Source organism: Streptomyces sp. NPDC001544 (assembly GCF_042894285.1).
Lineage (GTDB): Bacteria > Actinomycetota > Actinomycetes > Streptomycetales > Streptomycetaceae > Streptomyces.
The window spans coordinates 73,600-91,951 of sequence record NZ_JBIAVN010000003.1 but is presented as its reverse complement, the minus strand read 5'-3'; the positions used below and the strand labels follow the sequence as shown (position 1 = coordinate 91,951).

Below are 18,352 nucleotides of genomic sequence, written 5' to 3'. Positions count from 1 at the left end.
CCGGCTCGGGGCTTGGTCCGCCGCATTCCCTCGTTCGGCGCATTCCGAAATCCTGCGTACACGTGCGCGGATTACGGCAATCCGCCAATGCGGCATCCAAGTAAGTCATGATCGAAGTGCGGTCGGCTTGGCGCGCCCCGACGATGACGGTGAAGGGCGGAGCGCGGAGCCTGTGAGAGCCGAGCACTCCGCCGAGTCATGCGTCGAAGAAAGAGGGAACCATGACGGCAACGACGGAGACTCCCACCCGGGAAAAGGCGGGGGCCGGCCAGGAAGAGTTCGGTGAGGAATCCGCTTTCGGCCCGCTCCTGCTGGCAACCCTGCTGGCCCGTCGTGAGGAACGCGGCGAGGAGTCGGTCATCGAGCACCCGCTCCTCCTCGCCGCGCTAATGCACCGCCGCGAGGAGCGCAACGAACCCCTGATCCAGCACCCCCTCCTGCTCGCCGCCCTCATGCACCGCCGCGAGGAGCAGGGCGAAGAGTCCATCATCCAGCACCCGCTCCTCCTCGCCGCGCTAATGCACCGCCGCCAGGAACGCAACGAACCCCTGATCCAGCACCCCCTCCTGCTCGCCGCACTCATGCACCGCCGCGAGGAGCAGGGCGAAGAGTCCATCATCCAGCACCCGCTCCTCCTCGCCGCGCTCATGCACCGCCGCCAGGAACGCAACGAACCCCTGATCCAGCACCCCCTCCTGCTCGCGGCACTCATGCGTCGCTAAAGGGAATGCGCCCTCCTGCCCTCCGACTGTCGCCATCGCCGACATCGGAGGGCAGGCCCCGTACGGCAATCGAAGACTTGAGGAACCACAATGGCAACTGAGTCCGGTGGAGAATCGAAACGGGATCCCCTGGAGGCCTTCATCGACGAGGTCTTCGAGGAAATGGTGCACGAGTCCGGAATTCCGCACACCGGCACCAATTTCAAGCATGCCAAGGACCCACTGGCAGGGGCCCTGATGGAAGCGGCCGTGGCATCCCTTTCCCGACCGCCCTCCGGTTCCTCGGAACTGGAAAGGATGCTGTTCGCGCAGACCCTCGCGACCGCACTCGCGGACGCTCTCGCACCCGCCCTGGCGGATGTGCTGGCCTCGGAGATCATGAAGGTCCTGACCCACCACGCCACCCCCCAGGGCGACGACACCCGCGAATCCACCGGCGGACCCGGCCGTGGCCACCGCACCGCCGGCGGCGGACGCTCCTGACACGCCCCGGACGACGACGAGCCCCTGCCTGCGGAGAGCCGGCGGGCAGGGGCTGGAACAGCGGCGACTGCCGTGAGCGCCGCGCATTCTCGTTACCGCGGCTGCACGCTCTTGCGCAGGTACATCGAGGACACGTCGAAGCCACTGCGGCGATACAGGGCAATGGCTGCCTCATTGTCCCCGGCGACGTTCAAGCCGAGGGACGTCCACCCCTCACGGGCAACGAGCTCCTCAGCGGCGGAGAGGAGGGCGGATCCGTACCCGCGGCGCCGGAACGCCGGGAATACGTGGATGTCGTACAGCCAGGCCGAGCCAGCGGTGCCCGAAGCCTGGCGGGGATCCGGACCGATCCACGCGTTCCCCACGACCTCGCCCGATGCGTCCTCCGCCACCACGAGATGATGACCGGCCGTGTCGAGCCCGTCCGGCAGAAACCGGGCCGTGCCCTGACGAACCCGTTCTCGCGCCGACCCCTCGGGCATGAGCTTGCTGAGCTCCCGGACCGACTCGGCCTCGCGATGCTCAGTGGCCGCCGCGTACTCCGACGGCGTCATCTTCCGTAAGGTCACCTTCTGCGTGTCCACGCCACCATCTTCGCCCCCTGGTTCAAGGGCTGCCAGGATCGGGGACCGCCCAGTGCCCGCCCTCGCCACCTGCGACAATGCCGCGATGCGACGCTGGTCGCCGATTCAGGGATCAGGGAGGGGAACGGCGTTGATCATTCGTGGAGTGATCGGTCTGCTCCTGTTGCTCGCGACCAGCGCCTGCACGGCGGTGGCGTGCGGTTACCGCGGTGTCGACGTGTGGGTCTGGGACTGGGCAGACGCGGTGCGCACCCCGTACGGAAAAGCCTGGCGAAGCCTCACCAGCATGCGGATCTGCTTCGGGATCGTAGGCGTCTTCCTCCTGGCAGGAGGGTTGCGCACGCTGGTGAGCTGACAGGGGAGGGCCGCGCGGCGCGCAGGTCCTGCGTACGTCGCTCAACGAGGAAGCAGGCGACCCGGCAGGATGCTCAGACTGAGGAGCGGTACCGGACGCATCTGACCGATCTTGAAACCAGGGAGTATGAATGAGCACCGTGAGCTGGGAGGAAACCAAGCGCAAGGCGCGCGAGCGGCGTGCAGTCGCTGGGTTGCCGGTGCGGTCAGCTCTGGAGAAGCAAGCGGTCATGGACCGACTGACCGCCGAAGTGCGTGCTTACAAGCTCGCGGCGCTTCATGGACAATCAGTCGATATCGCCCTGTCGTATCGCGTGTGACAAGTAGGGCAGAGCGCGATCAAATTACCGAATGTATGTTTTTTGACCTTTGCTCAGGGCGTGATATGCGCTAGTTCGACGGGGGTCTGCCGGCATGTCGGGATGGCGCATCTGTGGCCAGCCTCAACAAGCACGGCCCGCTTCAGAGCGGCTGGAATATCTGGTCGGTCCTGAGCCATGCCTGAGACCATACGCAAGCGCCGGTTATGGAGCACTTGCAGGGGGGCTGTGCAGATCTGGGTTGAACCGTTAGCTCCTTGGGGTGCACTTGTTTGGCGCTCCCGTTTGAGGCTGCGTGGCCGCGACCTTGCGATCCGTAGCTCTTCGTGCGGCGTGTCAACGCTTCGCGAAAAGTGACCCTCTGGCAGTCTCCGAAAATTGACCCCCGGTTGTGTGAGGCTCCGGTCCAGGTCCGGAGACGTTGATCGTCAGTGGCGGATGCCAGAATCCGTGGCATGCCAGACGCTGACTACTTCTCTGCCGCCGATGATGAGTCCGCCGTTGCGGTGATCGAGGCTGGCGGACCGGTCCGTGCAGGGCTGGACGTGATCTTCCTCAAGGACATCGATCCGGTCGATGCCATCGCCCAGGTCGAGGCTGTGATGTCCGGCTGCAGTTATGAGGAGGCAAGCCAGCGCCCGAGGGTGGGACAGCTGTTGTCCTCTGAGGACGTCGACAGCCCGTTCGTCTTGACCGTGTCGGACACGCTGTGCGATGTCCTGGTCTCCGCCTCCGGGGATGACCTTGTGGCCGCGGCCGAGACCTGGTCTGCAGCCGGTGGGGTTGTGGGACTCGATGCGGCGACGGCAGCGGTGGTCCTGGAGGCCCTGGTCGGCCTGGCCAGGCGGGCTCGCGCCGCGGACCTGCGTCTTTATTGCTGGTGGACTCTGTGACGGCTTACTCCCGTCCGGCCCGGTCTTTGGCCAGCAGCTCGCGTCGGGCCCGGGTCCGGTAGGAGTCGCCGGTGAGCATGAGGACCTCGGCGTGGTGGACCAGGCGGTCGATCATCGCGGCCGCGACGACGTCGTCCGAGAAGGTCTCTCCCCAGCGTCCGAAGGGCAGGTTCGAGGTGACCATCACGGAGCCCTGCTCGTAGCGCGAGGCGATGAGCTGGAAGAACAGGTTCGCGGCGTCCTGGTCGAACGGGATGTAGCCCACCTCGTCGATAATGATCAATTTGTAGCGGCGGATCTTCTTCAGCTCCGCCTCCAGCCGGCCGGAGTGGTGGGTCTCGGCGAGGCGGGAGATCCAGTTGCTGGCGGTGTCGAACAGGACCGAGTAGCCCGCGTGGGCGGCCTTGACCCCGAGCCCGATGGCCAGGTGTGTCTTCCCGATCCCGGGTGGCCCGAGCAGGATCACGTTCTCCGCCTTCGCGACGAACGTCCCCGTCGCCAGGTGCGCGAGGACGTCACGACGGAGCGAGGGCAGGTGGTCGAGGTTGAAGTCCTCCAGCGTCTTGACCTGCGGGAAGTGGGCGGTGCGGATCCGCATCGTGGTGCCCTTGCTCTCCCGGTCGGCGACCTGCCGCTGCAGCAACGCAGCCAGATACTCCTCGTGGGACCAGTTCTGGTCGCGGGCCCGATCGGCCAGCTCCTCCCAGAAGGCGCTGATGGTGGGCATCTTCAGCACCCGGGTCAGCTAGGCGAGCATGGCCGGCAAGCCGTCCTTCGGTGAGCCCGCCGAGGCCGGCTTGGGCTTGGTTGTTGTGGTCACGTATCACTTCGCTTTCGTGTTGGGCGGGTTGAAGTCGACGCCGAAGAGCGCGTCGTAGTCGGGCAGGGCCCGCAGGGCGACGGCATGTCCGTCGCTGTGGTGACGGGTGGCCGCCTGGCGTCGTTTGCGGTCCAGCGCGAGGGCCTCGCGCATCTTGGCGGCGGTGGCCGCGTGGACCGGGTCGGTGACGACCTGCTGCTTGGCCCAGGACCTGCTGTGGTGGGCGACGACCCTCCCCTCGCAGAACACGGTCACGGTCGCCGGTGAGGCGGTGACGTCGACGAACCGGCCGATGACCTGCGGGTCGACCGAGTAATCGACCGTGTCGACGCGGACGTAGTAGTCCCGTCCCAGTCGGATCCGATGGCTCAGCCCGATCGGCGGGACCACGGGCGGCAGGGGACCATCGCCAGGTGGTCGGTCTCCAGCAGGTCGACCGGGCGGCCCTGGATCGCCCGGACAGTCCGCGCGTTCGCGCGAACGAGCCAGTCGACCAGCTGCTGGTTGAAGTCCGCTGGTGAGGTGAACTGGCGCCCGGGCAGGAACGAGGTCTCCAGGTACTGGTTGTTGCGCTCGACCAGGCCTTTGAACTCGGGATCCCGTGGCGGGGCGAGCTTGATCTGCGTGGCCAGGGTGCCGGCGAAGGCCGCCGCCGGGGCGGTGACCTTCCCAGTCCCGCCGATCGCGGCCTCCCGGTCCCAGACCAGCGTCTTCGTGACGCGGCCGATGCCGTGGATCAGGGACCACATGCCCGACAGAATGTCGCCGGCCTGCCGGGACGGGATCATCACCGCGGTCATGAAGCGGGAGAACCCGAGCGTCATGACCAACACCGGCAGGACCCGCTGCTGACCGGCCCCGACCTGCACCTTCGTCTCCGGGAACCACAAGTCGCACTGGGCGACCTGCCCGGGTTCGTAAGTGACGCGATCGACCGGGTCGATGCCCACGTACTCAGGCCGGATCAGCGCGAGCCGCTTGCGCAGCGGCGGCAGCGAGTACGGCCAGCCGATCCGGTCGGCGATCACGGGGGCGGGCATCCGTAGCCATTCCTGCAGCAAGGCCCGCATCTGGGACTCGTAGGCGTCCGCGACCTGGCCCCGGGGCTCGCGTTCGTACTTCGGCGGCCGATCCGAGTTCAATTGCGGCCCGCACCGTGTTCCGGGCCACCCCCAGCCGCCGAGCGATCTCCTTGATGGGCATCCCCTCCGCCCTATGAAGCCGGCGTATCTCTGCCCAGTCCTCCACCTTCAGCACCCTCCAAGAGTCAGGAGGGGTCAAGATTCGCGGACTGCTCGGGGGTCAGTTTTCAGGAATCGCCGACAGGGATGACCAGAGTCCGGTGACGGCTCAAGGGCAGCACTGAACCCCCTGCCTGCGGAGAGCCCGCGGGCAGGAGCCTCTGGCCAACAGGTCTGAGACCTCAGTCAGTGTAGAAACAGTCCCACGCGTCCTCGACAGCCTTCCCGTACACGTTGAAGACACGGTCGAGCGCGGACTCACCGAATTGCCATTGGCAGACTTCGTCCATGGGGATTCCATCGACTCTCGTCCTGGACGAGTTCGCACAGAACCACCTGTAGGCCGGGTATCGATAGTTGGAACTCGTGACGAGTTCAAGCCCCTTGGACTCACACCACCCTTTGAGGTCCGGAACCCCGGCATACGAACCGTAATCCGCACATTGCCAAGCCGTGTAGGTGCCAGCCATGGTGGCCAGCCGATCAGTCACCCGTATGTCGGGATAGGTGTCTTGACAAGCCTGTGCCACAAAGTTATGGATCTCTTCACGCGGCCGGAAAGTCTGCAGGCTGCCGTCTTCGTTGACGCAACGTATGGAGTACGCATCGCTCCCGATGGAAGTCACGCCCCGGGCATAGCCCTGCTCTTTGCAGGCGGCATCGAAGGCCTGCTCCGACATCGGATGGAGCACGGCCGGGTCCACTCCCTCTGCTGTCGAGGCAAAGGAACTCTCCGACATGGATGCCGGCGTAGCAGCTTGAGACAAGGAGAAGCCGGCCGCGAAGGTCAGAGCAATTACCGCGGCAAGGGAGAATGCGCGTCCAGGCATAGTGACTTCCGACACGATAGTGGAATCACGGATGAACTATTTTCGTCTGCCGGTCGGCATGGTTCCTACCACCACCCTACGATGCGCCGAACAGACTTGCATCCGGGTACCGGGGCTCCTTGGGTCACTTGACCGGCACTTTCCAAGAGAGGGCCCACGGACAATGCGAAGCCCCCTACCAGAGAAGAAACCTCAGGTAGGGGGCTTATCCGTGCCGCTTACTTCTTCTTGCCCTGGTTCTTGACCGCCTCGATGGCTGCCGCGGCCGCCTCCGGGTCGAGGTACTTGCCGCCGGGGGTGACCGGCTTGAAGTCGGGGGTGAGCTCGTAGTACAGGGGGATGCCCGTCGGGATGTTCAGGCCCGCGATGTCGGCGTCGGAGATGCCGTCGAGGTGCTTGACCAGGGCGCGGAGGCTGTTGCCGTGGGCGGCGATCAGGACCGTGCGGCCGGCCAGGAGGTCGGGGACGATGCCGTCGTACCAGTAAGGGAGCATGCGGATGACGACGTCCTTCAGGCACTCCGTCTTCGGGCGGAGCTCCGGGGGGATCGTCGCGTAGCGGGGGTCGTCCGACTGGGAGAACTCCGTGCCGTCCTCGAGCGGCGGCGGCGGGGTGTCGTAGGAGCGGCGCCACAGCATGAACTGCTCCTCGCCGAACTCGGCGAGGGTCTGCGCCTTGTCCTTGCCCTGCAGGGCGCCGTAGTGGCGCTCGTTCAGGCGCCAGGAACGGTGGACGGGGATCCAGTGGCGGTCGGCGGCCTCCAGGGCCAGCTGCGCGGTGCGGATCGCGCGCTTCTGAAGGGAGGTGTGGACCACGTCGGGGAGAAGGTCGGCGTCCTTCAGGAGCTCGCCACCGCGGACTGCCTCCTTCTCGCCCTTCTCGTTGAGGTTGACGTCCACCCAGCCGGTGAACAGGTTCTTCGCGTTCCACTCGCTCTCGCCGTGGCGGAGGAGGATCAGCTTGTACGGTGCGTCGGCCATGTCCCAGAGCGTAATCCACGCATTCGGGCGCATGCGTGGCCCGCCCGGAAGGCGGACAGCCGGGCGGACGACCAGGTGGGCAGCCGACGGCGTCCGTTAATGGGTGGCTCCCGCGTTCCACCCGCTTGTAAGTTGTGTTCACGTACTGAGCTGCTTACATCTGGGGGATCCGAGCCATGCCCGTTGCCACCGCCGGCCTCAGACGCGCCGCCCGCGAGACCGTCTCCGGTCTCCCCCGAGAGTTCTGGTGGCTGTGGACCAGCACCCTGGTCAACCGGCTCGGGGCGTTCGTGGCGACGTTCATGGCGTTGTACCTGACCATCGACCGGGGGTACTCCGCGTCGTACGCCGGTCTGGTCGCCTCTCTGCACGGGCTCGGCGGGGTCGTCTCCTCGATCGGCGCGGGAGTGATGGCCGACCGGTTCGGGCGGCGGCCGACGATGCTCGTCGCCCAGGTGTCCACGGCCGGGTCCGTGGCGCTGCTGGGCTTCGTGAGCGATCCCGTCGCCATCGCCGGCGTCGCCTTCTTCGTCGGCATGGCGTCCAACGCGTCCCGGCCCGCCGTGCAGGCCATGATGGCCGACATCGTCCGGCCGGAGGACCGCGTCCGGGCCTTCTCGCTCAACTACTGGGCGATCAACCTGGGGTTCGCCGTCTCCTCCATGGCCGCCGGTTTCATCGCCGAGGTCAGCTACCGGGCGGGCTTCCTCATCGAGGCGGGGATGACCCTGGTATGCGCGATCGTCGTCTTCGCCCGGCTGCCCGAGTCGCGGCCCGCGCCCGCCGCCAAGGAGAGCAGGGCCGGCACAAGCCTCGGGACCGTGCTGCGCGACGGGCGGTACATGGCCGTCGTGGGGCTGTCCTTCCTCGTCGCGCTGGTCTTCCAGCAGGGCGCGGTCGGCCTGCCGGTGGCGATGGGGTCGGCCGGGTTCTCGCCCTCGGACTACGGCATGGCGATCGCCGTCAACGGTGTGCTGATCGTCGCGCTGCAGATCCCCGTCACGCGGTTCATCGAGCACCGGGACCCGCGCACCCTCCTCGTCGTCTCCTCACTCCTCGCCGGGTACGGCTTCGGGCTCACCGCCTTCGCCGGGTCGGTCGGTGTCTACGTCCTCACCGTCTGCGTCTGGACGCTGGCCGAGATCGTCAACGCGCCCGTGCAGACGGGGCTGGTGGTGCGGCTCTCGCCCGTGCACGGGCGTGGCCGCTACCAGGGCATGTACACCCTGTCCTGGTCGGTGGCCGCGCTGGTCGCCCCGCTGATGTCCGGTTTCGTCATCGACCGGTTCGGCGCCGCATGGCTGTGGGGGATGTGCGCGGTGGTCGGGACGGTCGCGGCGCTCGGGTACGGGCTGCTCATGCGGCGCCTTCCGGAGCACACCGAGCGGCAGACCGACCCGGCCGCGGCGGGCGCCGAGCCCGAGGTGCGCGCCGCCTGAGTGCCCCTTCGCCCCGGCCCTCACGGATGCAGCCGCGCTCCCTTCACCACCTTGTCCACCGCGTTCCTCGGCCCGTACACCGCCAGCCCCACCAGGTCCAGGGCGCCCGTCCCCACCCGCCGTACGGCCGCGCGGTTGTCGCGGTCGTTGCCGGTGGTGAAGAGGTCCGAGGTGAACAGGGCTCGGGGCAGGGCCCGGGACAGTGCCCGTCCGTGCGCCGCGGTCAGCGTTTCCTTCGTGGCCTCGAAGACCAGCACCGGCTGGCGGAACATCGGCAGGTACGGCACCCCGTCGGCGTCCTCGTACGGCTCCCCGACCACCTCGGGGACCGTCGTGCCCAGGCCGCTGACCAGGAAGGAGGTGACGTTGAGACGCTGCCAGGTTTCCAGGTCCTCGCGCAGCAGTACGGCGATCTTGGTGTCGAAGCGGACGGGTTCGGTGCTGATGGGTTCGGTGCCCATGGGTTCGGTGCTCATGGGATGAGACTGCCGACCGTCGTCCGGGGCCGTCTTGTACGTTCTTTGCATGACCGCCCGGCAGGAAGTCAGCGCGTGGCGGCCCCGTGTCCCGGGTGTCACCGAGGTCTTCCACGCCCGTTTCACCGAGTACGCCTACCCGATGCACGTCCACGACGCGTGGACGCTGCTCATCGTCGACGACGGGGCCGTACGGTACGACCTGGAGCGGCACGAGCACGGCACCCCGCACGACACGGTCACCCTGCTCCCGCCGCACGTGCCGCACAACGGCTCCCCGGCGACTCCCGGCGGCTTCCGCAAGCGGGTGGTGTACCTGGACAGCAGCCGGCTGGGCGAGGAACTGATCGGGGCCGCCGTGGACGGGCCCGATCTCAGGGATCCGGTACTGCGGCTGCGGGTAGGGCAGTTGCACTCCGCCCTCGCGCGGCCCGGTGACGAGTTGGAGGCGGAGAGCAGGCTGACCCTCGTCGGGGAGCGGCTGCACGACCATCTGCGGCGCGGGAGCGAGGTGCCGCGGGCCGTCCGGTGGCCGGGACTCGCCCGTGAGCTGCGGGAGTTGCTCGACGCCCGGGTCGTCGAGGGGGTCTCGCTGGAGCAGGCGGCGGGGCTGTTGCACGCCCACCCCGCGCATCTGGTGCGGGCGTTCAGCGGGGCGTACGGCATCGCGCCGCACCAGTACCTGATGTCCCGCCGGGTCGAGCGGGCCCGCCGGCTGCTGCTGGACGGGCTGCCGCCGGGTGAGGTGGCGGCGGTGGCCGGGTTCTACGACCAGGCACACCTCACCCGGCATTTCAGGAAGCTGGTGGGCGTGACGCCGGGGCGCTACCGGCGCAGGGCGCGCTGAGCCTCGTACAGGTTGCGGGGGCGGACGGTGTCGGTCGTGGGGTACAGCTCCAGGCGGCTGTGCAGGTCGCCGGTGAAGTCGGGTACGTCGATCTGGTCGAACTCGGTGCACTCGTCGACGCCGACGGTGGCGCTGTAGGGGGCGAGGCCGTCGATCTTCATCAGGCCGGCGCGGTGGTTGGTGACGCGGATGTTCCAGTGGGTGAAGCGGGCGCCGAACAGGGGTCCGGCGTTGGCGTCGCCGCCGTGGCGGCCGTTGTTGTCGACGGTGATGTCGGTACGGACGTTGGCGAAGGGCAGGCCGCGGTGGGAGTCGAAGGTGCCCATCCGCATGTCGCCGTGCGACCAGACGTTGTAGGAGGACAGGCCCTCGACGTTGATGCCGTGGAGCTGGGTGTCCGGGCGGGCGGGGACCGTGCGCTGTTCGAGGGTGAAGTCCTCGATGAGGTTGTCGTGGGAGCCCTCGCGGCAGAAGTACGGGTGGTGTTCGCCCCGGCCGCCGACCCGGGTGCGGCGCAGGGTGCAGGAGGAGGCGGCGACCAGTCCGAAGCCGTTGTCGACGTTGCGCACGGTGACGTCGTCCACCCAGCAGTCGTACGTGCACTGGAGGACGACGCCGTTGTAGCCCTTGTCGAGGAGGTGCGGGGCCTGCGGGGTCTCCATCACCTCCAGGGTGAGGCCCTCGACTCCCGCGCCGGTCAGCTCCTTCACGTGCGTGGTGAACTGCGGGTTCCACTCGGGTCGCAGGTCCACCGGGAGCGGGCGTTCCAGGGTGACCCGGTTGCCGTGGACGTGGGTGATGCGGACGGGCCACTCGTAGGGGACGTAGGACAGCAGCTTGGTCTTGTCGTCCCAGTAGTAGGCGGCGGGGCCCGGACCGCCGCCCGCCATGTGCTGCAGCAGGGTGTGGGAGGTGTCGTCGGCGATGCGCAGCAGGACCAGGCGGCCGGGGTACAGCCGGGAGGCGTCGGCGACGGTGACCGTCCAGTCGCCCTGGCGGGCGGGCCGGACGGGGGTGAGGGTCGTCCACTCGTCCCGCTTGTTCCCGGTCCAGCCCTCGAAGGGCCAGGCCTGCGCCTTGATGGCGGTGACCAGGGAGTCCCAGCGGGCTTTCGGGGCGAGCCAGATGAGGCCGCCCGCCCATGACCAGGACGACTTGGTGCCGCCGTAGCGGGAGCCGTAGACGCCGATCAGTTCGGTGAGGTTCTTGGTGGCGTACAGCGTGGTGCGTGAGCTTCCGGCACCGCGCAGCACGACGTTGTCGTAGCCGATGTGGATCAGGCCGTCGATGCGGAAGGTGCCGGGCGGGATGGTGACCGTGCCACCGCCGGCCCTTCCGGCGGCAGCGATGGCACGGTTGATCGAGGGGGCGCAGTCGGTGGTGCCGTCGGGTACGGCGCCGAAGCGGGTGACGTCGGCGACGACGCGGTGGCGGGGGAAGCACGCCGCTCCGGCGCGGTAGCCGGCGCGGCCGATGTAGGGGATCTGGGGGTGGGTGAAGGGGGTGCGGGTGAACTCCTTCCACAGGGTGGGGACTTCCCTCGTCGTGGCTGCCGCCGTGCCGGTCGTCGCGGTGAGGGCCACGGCGGTGGCACCGGCGAGGAGTGTGCGTCTGCTGACGTGCCCGTGGTTCATGTCCAGCCACCCCTTCACATTCATCCATATGAACGTCGTTCATGATTGCGTCGGCCGCGAGCATGCCATCGTCATCGTCTCCAGGGAAGTGGTCCTGCACGCATCAACCTGCCGACCTTGAGTTCACCTACTTGAACTTCGGGTCGGCAAATCAGCGGAAGGCCTCCGTCCGGCGATTCGTGCCCGCTAGCGTCCCCGCCATGGATGACACCCAGAAAGCACAGGAACCTCAGACTCCTCGCGATCCATCCATGAAGACCCACTCGCCGAAGACCCGCTCGTTGCCGCTCCGGCGTCTCGCTACCGCCGTCGCGGGTGCCGCGGCCCTGGTCGCCCTCAGCGTCGGCGTGGCCCTGGCCGCGTCGTCGGGCGACGACTCCGGCCCCCGGCAGCGGGTCACGAGCACCGTCCCCTCGGACTCGGACTCGGGCTCCGGGGACACGCCCGGCGGGGATCCCTCCGAGGGAGGCACCGTGGGCGTCACCGGCGGCACCGATCCGTATCCGACGTCCACCTCACCCGACGACCCGGTCCCGTCCCCCGAGCCCTCCGACGGCGGGGGAGCGTCCACCCCTCCGGGCGATCTGAACGAGCTGAACCGGCGCATCACGGAACTCGACAAGAAGGTCGACCAGTTGCCGACCAAGAAGGAACTGGCCGACGCCCTGCGGGCGTTCGCCGACGAGCTGGACAAGAGCGGCGGCGCGACACCCGAGCCGAGCGGCGGCACGACGCCCGAGCCGGACCCGTCCTAGGGGGTGTCGGACAGGCCGCAGGACGGGGCCGCGGTCACTCGGCCGAGCGTTGTGTCAGGTGCGCGAAGGCGTCCAGGTTGCGCGTCGACTCGCCGCGGGACACCCGCCACGCGTACTCCCTGCGGATCGCGGAGGCGAAGCCGAGCTCCAGGAGCGTGTTGAAGCTGCCGTCGGCGGCCTCGAGGACCTGGCCGAGCAGGCGGTCGACCTCGTCGGCGGTGACGGCGGCGAGGGGCAGCCGGGCGGTGACGTAGACGTCGCCGAGCTGGTCGACGGCGTAACCGATGCCGTACAGCTTGAGGTTGCGCTCCAGGAGCCAGCGGTGGACGGCGGCCTCGTTCTCGTCCGGGTGGCGGATGACGAAGGCGTTCAGGGAGAGGGAGTGGCGGCCGACGAGGAGGGAGACGGTCGTCGACAGCTTGCGGGTGCCGGGGAGCTTGACGACGTAGTTGCCGGGCCCGGGGCTCTCCCATTCCAGCTCGGCGTCCTTCAGGAAACCCTCGATGACCTGCGTGGCCGCCTTCTGCGCATCACCCATGGTGGGAGCGTACGCGACGACGGTGGGACTGCGTCGCGGCCGTGTACACGTCGGCGGTGGCGGCGGCCGAGGCGTCCCAGCCGAAACATCGCGCGTGATGTGCCGCGGCCGCGCCCATGCGGGCCGCGAGCTCCGGGGCGTCGGCGAACCGGCCGAGCACGCGCGCGTAGTCGGCCGGTTCATGGCCCTGTACGAGGAATCCGGTCTCCTCGTGCCGTACGGCCACCGGCAGTCCGCCGACCGCCGCCGCGAGCACCGGGGTCCCGGCCGCCTGCGCCTCTATCGCCACCAGGCCGAAGGACTCGCTGTAGGACGGCATGACCAGCACGGACGCGGCCCGGAACCAGTCGGCGAGCTGCTCCTGCCCGACGGGCGGGCGGAACCGTACGACATCGGCGATGCCCAGCCGCGCGGCGAGCTTCTGCAGGCCTTCCGGCTTGGCGAGGCCGCTGCCGCTGGGGCCACCGACTATGGGCACGACGATGCGGGAGCGCAGCTCGGGCCGCTCGTCGAGGAGGACGGCGACGGCCCGCAGGAGGATGTCGGGGGCCTTGAGGGGCTGGATGCGGCCGGCGAAGACGGGGATCAGGGCGTCCTGCGGGAGGTCCAGGCGGGCGCGGGCGGCGGCTCGGCCGTCGGCCGGGCGGAAGCGGTCGAGGTTCACCCCGGGGTGGACCACGGCGACCTTGCCGGGGTCGGCCGCGTAGTGCCGGACGAGTTCGTCGGCCTCCTCCGCGGTGTTGGCTATCAGCCGGTCGGCGGCGGCCACGATCTGCGTCTCGCCGATGACCCGGGCGGGCGGTTCGGGGGTGTCGCCGTCGGCCAGGTTGGCGTTCTTGACCTTGGCCATGGTGTGCATGGCGTGCACCAGGGGGACGCCCCAGCGCTGGGCGGCGAGCCAGCCGACGTGCCCGGAGAGCCAGTAGTGGGAGTGCACCAGGTCGTAGTGGCCGGGGCGGTGGCCGGCCCAGGCCTGCATGACGCCGTGCGTGAAGGCACACAGCTGGGCCGGGAGGTCCTCCTTGGCGAGACCTTCGTAGGGGCCCGCGTCGACGTGCCGGACGAGGACGCCCGGGGCCAGTTCGACGCTGGGCGGGAGGCCTCCGGAGGTCGAGCGGGTGAAGATCTCCACCTCGATGTTGATCGCGGCGAGGCGTTGTGCCAGCTCCACGATGTAGACGTTCATGCCGCCGGCGTCGCCGGTGCCGGGCTGGTGGAGCGGTGAGGTGTGCACGGAGAGCATGGCGACACGGCGGGGCCTGCGGTGCAGCCTGAGCCGCGAGGGAGCCGCCGGAGAGCGACGCCCGAGCCTGCTGACGTACTGGCTCACGTGGCGTTCCTCCTTGCTGCGGGCATGCCGGTCGGAGGACGCGCCGCACCCTCCCAGGGGATGCAACAGCGAACGGCCCCACTCCATTTCCCGGCCATGCGGCTTTGCCCAATCATTGCCCAGGCTCGATCAACCGTTCGAGACTGGACTGCGTACACCACGGTCGGAATCCGCCTACCCCGTCACGCTTACCCTCGTACGCATGACAATCCGTGTGGCCGCCCTCCCCCACCCTCGGCGTCGCCCGGGCGGGGGGACCCCCGTCGTGGGAACGGTGACGCGCGGGACGACGAACCCCAACCGGCTGCGCCGCATGGACCGCTGGATCGCGGCCACGCACGGCGCCGCGCTGCGCCGGGCGGCCGACCCGGTCGCCGTCGACCTCGGGTACGGGGCCGCGCCCTGGACGGCGGTCGAACTGCTCACCCGGCTGCGCACGGCGGCGCCACGCGCGCGTGTCGTCGGCATCGAGATCGAGCCCGCCCGGGTCGCGGCGGCCAAGCCCTACGAGCGGGAGGGACTGACCTTCCGGCACGGCGGCTTCGAGGTGCCCGTCCCCGGCCGGCCCCAGCTCATCCGGGCCGCGAACGTGCTCAGACAGTACGACGAGGACGAGGTGCCGGGCGTCTGGCAGCGGCTGTGCGCGCGGCTCGCCCCGGCGGACGGGCACGCACGGGGCGGGCTGCTGGTGGAGGGGACCTGCGACGAGATCGGGCGGCGGCACGTGTGGGTCGCGCTCGGCCCGGAGGGGCCGCGGACGGTCACCTTCGCGACCCGGCTGGGGTCCCTGCAACGCCCGTCGGACCTGGCCGAGCGGCTGCCGAAGGCGCTCATCCACCGCAATGTGCCGGGCGAGCCGGTGCACTCCTTCCTGCGTGACTTCGACCGCGCCTGGGCCGCCGCCGCGCCCTACGCCTCCTACGGGGCCCGCCAGCGCTGGGCCCGCTCGGTGCGGGACCTGACGGCCGACTGGCCGGTGACGGACTCGCCGGTCAGGTGGCGGCAGGGGGAAGTGACCGTGGCGTGGGAGGCGTTGGCGCCACGGGGCTGAGTCGCCCCGGCCACCCGTAGGCCATCAGGCGGTCGCCGCCCCCGGGAACGGTCTCCGTGAGTCGTACGTCACAAAGACGGCGGCATCGTCATGCCTGGAAGGGGTGGCGGGGAGGGACTCACCGGGCGCGGACCCTGTCGTTTTGCGCCGCGCCGTGGCACGATCCCCCAGGCACCAAGTTACTGACGGTTAATCAGTTTGGGGGCACCGGTATGGGCACGGGCAAGCGTGGTCTGCTCGCGGCTGCCGTGACCGTGGTCTGCGCGGTCACCGTACTGTCGGCGCCGGGCACGGCCTTCGCCAGTCCCAGGCCGACGCCCGCGGCCTCCCCCAGCGCGTCCCGCGGCGCCCCACCGGCCCTCCCGCCGGACAAGGACCTGGAGAAGGTCCGCGAGAAACTCGACGACCTCTACCACGACGCGGCGGTGGCCACCGACGAGTACAACGCCGCCGAGGAGAAGGCCGACAAGCAGTCCGCCGAGATCGTCGAGCTGGCGAAGAAGATCGTCGCGGGCCAGAAGAAGCTGGACACGCTGAAGGACCGCGCGGGAGCCGCCGCCCGCGCCCAGTACCGCGGCGGCGGACTGCCGGACGCGGCCAAGCTGGTGCTGAGCGACGACCCGGAGCAGTTCCTGGAGGGGGCCGGGCGGGTGCTCCAGGGCCAACGGGCCGCCAAGGACCTGATCGCGGAAATGACCCGCACCCAGACCGACTTGAAGAGTTACGCGAAGGACGCCTCCACCCAGTGGGACAAGCTGGAGGCGAACCGCAAGGCCAAGGCCGCCGCCAAGAAGAGGATCAAGCAGCAGATCGCGGCCGCCGAGAAGCTCGAGAACCGGCTGGCGAAGAAACAGAAGGAGAAGCTCGCCCAACTGGAGCAGCAGGCCGCGGCGAAGGCACAGACGGCCTGGCTGGACACCGGCGTCCTCGACGAGATCAAGGGCAAGGCGTCGGGGCAGGGCAAGAAGGCGGTCGCGTTCGCGACGCACCAGATGGGCAAGCCCTACGTGTGGGGCGCCGAGGGCCCCCGCTCGTTCGACTGCTCGGGCCTGACCTCGCAGGCCTGGGCGAGCGCCGGGCACCCCATCCCGCGCACCTCGCAGGAGCAGTGGAAGCAGCTCAAGCACGTCGACGTCGAGGACATGCGGCCCGGCGACCTGATCATCTACTTCAAGGACGCCAGCCATGTGGCGATGTACGTGGGCGACGGCGCCATCATCCACGCCCCACGCCCTGGACGGACGGTGACGCTCACGGGGGCCGGGTCGATGCCGATACTCGGGGTGGTACGGCCGGACGCGTGAGGCAGATGTCCGGAAGCTTCCGTATTGCCCAGTACTGGCGTGATGCACGCCATGTGACCCAGTACACGCCCAACAGCGGTGCAAACCCCGGCAGGACGTGAGCTTCGTCATTCCCGCCCCGCCGCCCCCCTGTCCAACTGCGGTGGGTACGACGGCATATGACACCGGCTGCCTGCCGGGCGGTCCGGTCCACACCATTCCGTTGCGGTGGCGAGTACCGCTATGGTCCCCACCGGGTGGGTCGAGGTCCCTCGCCCCGCCACGCCCTCGGGGGGAGGGAAGGAACCCAGGACGATGCCCGCACCCATACCGCGGCAGCGAGCGATCCCGGCCGCGGAGAGTGGTCAGGCGCCCACCGCCGCCCGCGCCGCCGGCGGCCCCCACAAGGACGAGGCCGACCGCGACGCGGCCGCCACCCACACCACCGCGGCCGACGCCGCTCTCACCCTGCTGCTGATCGAGGACGACCCCGCCGGCTCGCCGCTCGTGCCGGAGCTGCTCGACTCGGCCGGCAAGCCGATCCGTGTGCGCACCGCCCGCAACCTCACCGAGGCCGAGCGGCTGCTCACCGACGACGTCAACTGCATCCTGCTGGACCTCGCGCTGCCCGCCCCCGGCGGCAGTGGCGGCGGGGACGAGCTCGCCGTACTGAGGCACGTGCTCGAACTCGCGCCCCGGCACGCCGTGCTCGCGCTCACCGCCTCCGGCGACTCCGAACGCGGCGCCGAGGCCGTGCGCGTCGGCGCCCAGGACTACCTCTTCCGGGACGAACTGGACGGCCGGCTGCTCAGCCGCGCCATCCGCTACGCCGTCGAGCGCAAGCGGTCGGACACGGCCGAGCGGCGGCTGGCCGAGGGCCGGGTGCGCGCCCAGGAGAACCGCCGGCTGGAGCGGGGCCTGCTGCCCACGCCTCTGCTGGAGGGCTCCTCGCTCCGTTTCGCCGCCCGCTACCGGCCGGGCCGCTCGCGTGCCCTGCTCGGCGGCGACTTCTACGACTGCGTACGCACACCCGACGGCACCGTGCACGCCATGATCGGCGACGTCTGCGGTCACGGCCCGGACGAGGCGGCGCTCGGCGTGGAGCTGCGCATCGCCTGGCGGGCGCTGACGCTGGCCGGACTGTGCGGGGACGAACTGCTGAACACGCTGCAGCAGGTGCTGGAGCACGAGCGCGCGGACGACGAGATCTTCGCGACGCTGTGCACGGTGGACCTCTCCCCCGACGGCCGCCGCGCCGGCCTGTGCCTGGCCGGTCACCCCTCCCCGCTGATCGCCCGCCCCGGACGGCCCGCGGAACTGCTGCCGCAGGACAACAACGGTCCCGCGCTCGGCCTGCTGCCCGGCGCCCGCTGGCCGCGGATGCAGGTGGAGCTGGGCGCCGAGTGGAGCCTGATGCTCTACACGGACGGCCTGATCGAGGGCCGGGTCGGCAAGGGCGGGGAACGCCTCGGTCAGGACGGCATGGTGGCGATGGTCCGCCGCCAGCTGGAGCGGGGCCTGACCGGCGAGGACCTGCTGCGCTCCGCGGTCAGCGAGGTCCGCGACCTCAACGGCGGCGAACTCACGGACGACGTGGCGGTGGTCCTGCTGGACCGCGTGCCGTAGCCCTCGCCGCTGGGCTCAACGGCGTTCCGGGCCCAGCGGGCCCCCGCGTGCACGGCCTGACGGCGATCGTCCGCCACCGGCCCGAACGGGACCCGGCCGACGCGGGGCGGTGGACCCACGGGGCCGGGGTGCCGTAGCGCTCGCCG

19 protein-coding genes and 1 pseudogene are annotated in these 18,352 nt (G+C 69.7%); 11 read left to right on the top strand and 9 right to left on the bottom strand.

The window, feature by feature from the left end; all coding sequences use genetic code 11:
* Window positions 1-221: 221 nt before the first annotated feature.
* On the top strand, window positions 222-722 hold the full coding sequence (locus ACFY0F_RS10320) for a hypothetical protein (protein WP_388791546.1): 501 nt from the start codon (window positions 222-224) through the stop codon (window positions 720-722).
* A gap of 90 nt (window positions 723-812) precedes the next feature.
* On the top strand, window positions 813-1,205 hold the full coding sequence (locus ACFY0F_RS10315; protein WP_388791544.1) for a hypothetical protein: 393 nt from the start codon (window positions 813-815) through the stop codon (window positions 1,203-1,205).
* 92 nt (window positions 1,206-1,297) lie between these two features.
* On the opposite strand, the gene ACFY0F_RS10310 is transcribed toward ACFY0F_RS10315, so the two are convergent.
* The gene (locus ACFY0F_RS10310) at window positions 1,298-1,789 is read right to left on the bottom strand and encodes a GNAT family N-acetyltransferase (protein ID WP_388791542.1); all 492 of its coding nucleotides are present in this window, start codon (window positions 1,787-1,789) and stop codon (window positions 1,298-1,300) included.
* 145 nt (window positions 1,790-1,934) lie between these two features.
* Here ACFY0F_RS10310 and ACFY0F_RS10305 point away from each other — a divergent pair, with 145 nt between their 5' ends.
* The 3 genes from ACFY0F_RS10305 (at window position 1,935) to ACFY0F_RS10295 (ending at window position 3,356) form a co-directional block, all read left to right on the top strand.
* A complete protein-coding gene (locus ACFY0F_RS10305; protein ID WP_388791540.1) occupies window positions 1,935-2,144 on the top strand; it encodes a hypothetical protein in 210 nt (69 codons plus the stop codon).
* Between the two features lie 130 nt (window positions 2,145-2,274).
* Window positions 2,275-2,463, top strand: coding sequence for a hypothetical protein (locus ACFY0F_RS10300; RefSeq protein ID WP_388791538.1), 189 nt, complete (start codon window positions 2,275-2,277; stop codon window positions 2,461-2,463).
* A 455-nt stretch (window positions 2,464-2,918) separates the two neighbouring features.
* Window positions 2,919-3,356, top strand: coding sequence for a hypothetical protein (locus ACFY0F_RS10295; protein WP_388791537.1), 438 nt, complete (start codon window positions 2,919-2,921; stop codon window positions 3,354-3,356).
* Between the two features lie 4 nt (window positions 3,357-3,360).
* Here the strand turns inward: ACFY0F_RS10295 and istB are convergent, their stop codons facing one another.
* The 4 genes and pseudogenes from istB to ACFY0F_RS10275 all read right to left on the bottom strand — a co-directional run bounded on the left by istB (window position 3,361) and on the right by ACFY0F_RS10275 (window position 7,227).
* Window positions 3,361-4,092 (bottom strand): IS21-like element helper ATPase IstB, encoded by a 732-nt coding sequence (istB, locus tag ACFY0F_RS10290; protein ID WP_388791535.1) that lies wholly within the window; start codon window positions 4,090-4,092, stop codon window positions 3,361-3,363.
* Window positions 4,093-4,179: 87 nt separating this feature from the next.
* Window positions 4,180-5,433 (bottom strand): annotated as a pseudogene (gene istA, locus ACFY0F_RS10285) (IS21 family transposase).
* Window positions 5,434-5,599: 166 nt separating this feature from the next.
* Window positions 5,600-6,247, bottom strand: a complete 648-nt coding sequence (locus ACFY0F_RS10280; RefSeq protein ID WP_388791533.1) for a hypothetical protein — start codon at window positions 6,245-6,247, stop codon at window positions 5,600-5,602.
* 218 nt (window positions 6,248-6,465) lie between these two features.
* The gene (locus ACFY0F_RS10275) at window positions 6,466-7,227 is read right to left on the bottom strand and encodes a phosphoglyceromutase (RefSeq protein WP_388791531.1); all 762 of its coding nucleotides are present in this window, start codon (window positions 7,225-7,227) and stop codon (window positions 6,466-6,468) included.
* Between the two features lie 176 nt (window positions 7,228-7,403).
* Between ACFY0F_RS10275 and ACFY0F_RS10270 the strand changes: the two genes are divergently transcribed.
* A complete protein-coding gene (locus ACFY0F_RS10270) occupies window positions 7,404-8,666 on the top strand; it encodes an MDR family MFS transporter (RefSeq protein ID WP_388791529.1) in 1,263 nt (420 codons plus the stop codon).
* 20 nt (window positions 8,667-8,686) lie between these two features.
* Here ACFY0F_RS10270 and ACFY0F_RS10265 read toward each other — a convergent pair whose 3' ends face one another.
* Entirely contained in the window at window positions 8,687-9,142 is a 456-nt protein-coding gene (locus ACFY0F_RS10265) for a DUF2000 family protein (RefSeq protein ID WP_388791527.1), read from the bottom strand.
* Window positions 9,143-9,191: 49 nt separating this feature from the next.
* Between ACFY0F_RS10265 and ACFY0F_RS10260 the strand changes: the two genes are divergently transcribed.
* The gene (locus ACFY0F_RS10260; protein WP_388791525.1) at window positions 9,192-9,989 is read left to right on the top strand and encodes an AraC family transcriptional regulator; all 798 of its coding nucleotides are present in this window, start codon (window positions 9,192-9,194) and stop codon (window positions 9,987-9,989) included.
* Here the strand turns inward: ACFY0F_RS10260 and ACFY0F_RS10255 are convergent.
* Window positions 9,968-11,647 carry a glycosyl hydrolase family 28-related protein gene (locus ACFY0F_RS10255; RefSeq protein ID WP_388791523.1) on the bottom strand — a complete coding sequence of 560 codons (1,680 nt, stop codon included), beginning with the start codon at window positions 11,645-11,647 and terminating at the stop codon, window positions 9,968-9,970. The two genes, ACFY0F_RS10260 and ACFY0F_RS10255, sit on opposite strands and share 22 nt — an antisense overlap.
* 227 nt (window positions 11,648-11,874) lie before the next feature.
* On the opposite strand from ACFY0F_RS10255, the gene ACFY0F_RS10250 reads away from it, so the two are divergent.
* Complete coding sequence (locus ACFY0F_RS10250) at window positions 11,875-12,378, top strand: hypothetical protein (protein ID WP_388791522.1); 504 nt, start codon at window positions 11,875-11,877, stop codon at window positions 12,376-12,378.
* 34 nt (window positions 12,379-12,412) lie between these two features.
* Here ACFY0F_RS10250 and ACFY0F_RS10245 read toward each other — a convergent pair whose 3' ends face one another.
* Window positions 12,413-12,916, bottom strand: a complete 504-nt coding sequence (locus tag ACFY0F_RS10245; protein ID WP_388791520.1) for a YbjN domain-containing protein — start codon at window positions 12,914-12,916, stop codon at window positions 12,413-12,415.
* Entirely contained in the window at window positions 12,909-14,246 is a 1,338-nt protein-coding gene (gene mshA, locus ACFY0F_RS10240; protein ID WP_388791518.1) for a D-inositol-3-phosphate glycosyltransferase, read from the bottom strand. Before mshA ends, ACFY0F_RS10245 begins: the two co-directional genes overlap by 8 nt.
* Window positions 14,247-14,559: 313 nt before the next feature.
* Between mshA and ACFY0F_RS10235 the strand changes: the two genes are divergently transcribed.
* The 3 genes from ACFY0F_RS10235 to ACFY0F_RS10225 all read left to right on the top strand — a co-directional run bounded on the left by ACFY0F_RS10235 (window position 14,560) and on the right by ACFY0F_RS10225 (window position 18,206).
* Entirely contained in the window at window positions 14,560-15,297 is a 738-nt protein-coding gene (locus ACFY0F_RS10235) for a class I SAM-dependent methyltransferase (RefSeq protein WP_388792389.1), read from the top strand.
* A 212-nt stretch (window positions 15,298-15,509) separates the two neighbouring features.
* Window positions 15,510-16,601 carry an NlpC/P60 family protein gene (locus tag ACFY0F_RS10230; protein WP_388791516.1) on the top strand — a complete coding sequence of 364 codons (1,092 nt, stop codon included), beginning with the start codon at window positions 15,510-15,512 and terminating at the stop codon, window positions 16,599-16,601.
* A 294-nt stretch (window positions 16,602-16,895) separates the two neighbouring features.
* Complete coding sequence (locus ACFY0F_RS10225) at window positions 16,896-18,206, top strand: PP2C family protein-serine/threonine phosphatase (protein WP_388791514.1); 1,311 nt, start codon at window positions 16,896-16,898, stop codon at window positions 18,204-18,206.
* Window positions 18,207-18,352 lie beyond the last annotated feature (146 nt).

Bases quoted from the DNA above. Each gene is read 5' to 3' on its own strand.
- ACFY0F_RS10320 (WP_388791546.1), top strand. From the start codon at position 222: ATGACGGCAACGACGGAGACTCCCACCCGGGAAAAGGCGGGGGCCGGC.
- ACFY0F_RS10315 (WP_388791544.1), top strand. From the start codon at position 813: ATGGCAACTGAGTCCGGTGGAGAATCGAAACGGGATCCCCTGGAGGCC.
- ACFY0F_RS10300 (WP_388791538.1), top strand. From the start codon at position 2,275: ATGAGCACCGTGAGCTGGGAGGAAACCAAGCGCAAGGCGCGCGAGCGG.
- ACFY0F_RS10295 (WP_388791537.1), top strand. From the start codon at position 2,919: ATGCCAGACGCTGACTACTTCTCTGCCGCCGATGATGAGTCCGCCGTT.
- ACFY0F_RS10280 (WP_388791533.1), bottom strand. From the start codon at position 6,247: ATGCCTGGACGCGCATTCTCCCTTGCCGCGGTAATTGCTCTGACCTTC.
- ACFY0F_RS10275 (WP_388791531.1), bottom strand. From the start codon at position 7,227: ATGGCCGACGCACCGTACAAGCTGATCCTCCTCCGCCACGGCGAGAGC.
- ACFY0F_RS10270 (WP_388791529.1), top strand. From the start codon at position 7,404: ATGCCCGTTGCCACCGCCGGCCTCAGACGCGCCGCCCGCGAGACCGTC.
- ACFY0F_RS10265 (WP_388791527.1), bottom strand. From the start codon at position 9,142: ATGAGCACCGAACCCATGGGCACCGAACCCATCAGCACCGAACCCGTC.
- ACFY0F_RS10260 (WP_388791525.1), top strand. From the start codon at position 9,192: ATGACCGCCCGGCAGGAAGTCAGCGCGTGGCGGCCCCGTGTCCCGGGT.
- ACFY0F_RS10255 (WP_388791523.1), bottom strand. From the start codon at position 11,647: ATGAATGTGAAGGGGTGGCTGGACATGAACCACGGGCACGTCAGCAGA.
- ACFY0F_RS10250 (WP_388791522.1), top strand. From the start codon at position 11,875: ATGAAGACCCACTCGCCGAAGACCCGCTCGTTGCCGCTCCGGCGTCTC.
- ACFY0F_RS10245 (WP_388791520.1), bottom strand. From the start codon at position 12,916: ATGGGTGATGCGCAGAAGGCGGCCACGCAGGTCATCGAGGGTTTCCTG.
- ACFY0F_RS10235 (WP_388792389.1), top strand. From the start codon at position 14,560: ATGGACCGCTGGATCGCGGCCACGCACGGCGCCGCGCTGCGCCGGGCG.
- ACFY0F_RS10230 (WP_388791516.1), top strand. From the start codon at position 15,510: ATGGGCACGGGCAAGCGTGGTCTGCTCGCGGCTGCCGTGACCGTGGTC.
- ACFY0F_RS10225 (WP_388791514.1), top strand. From the start codon at position 16,896: ATGCCCGCACCCATACCGCGGCAGCGAGCGATCCCGGCCGCGGAGAGT.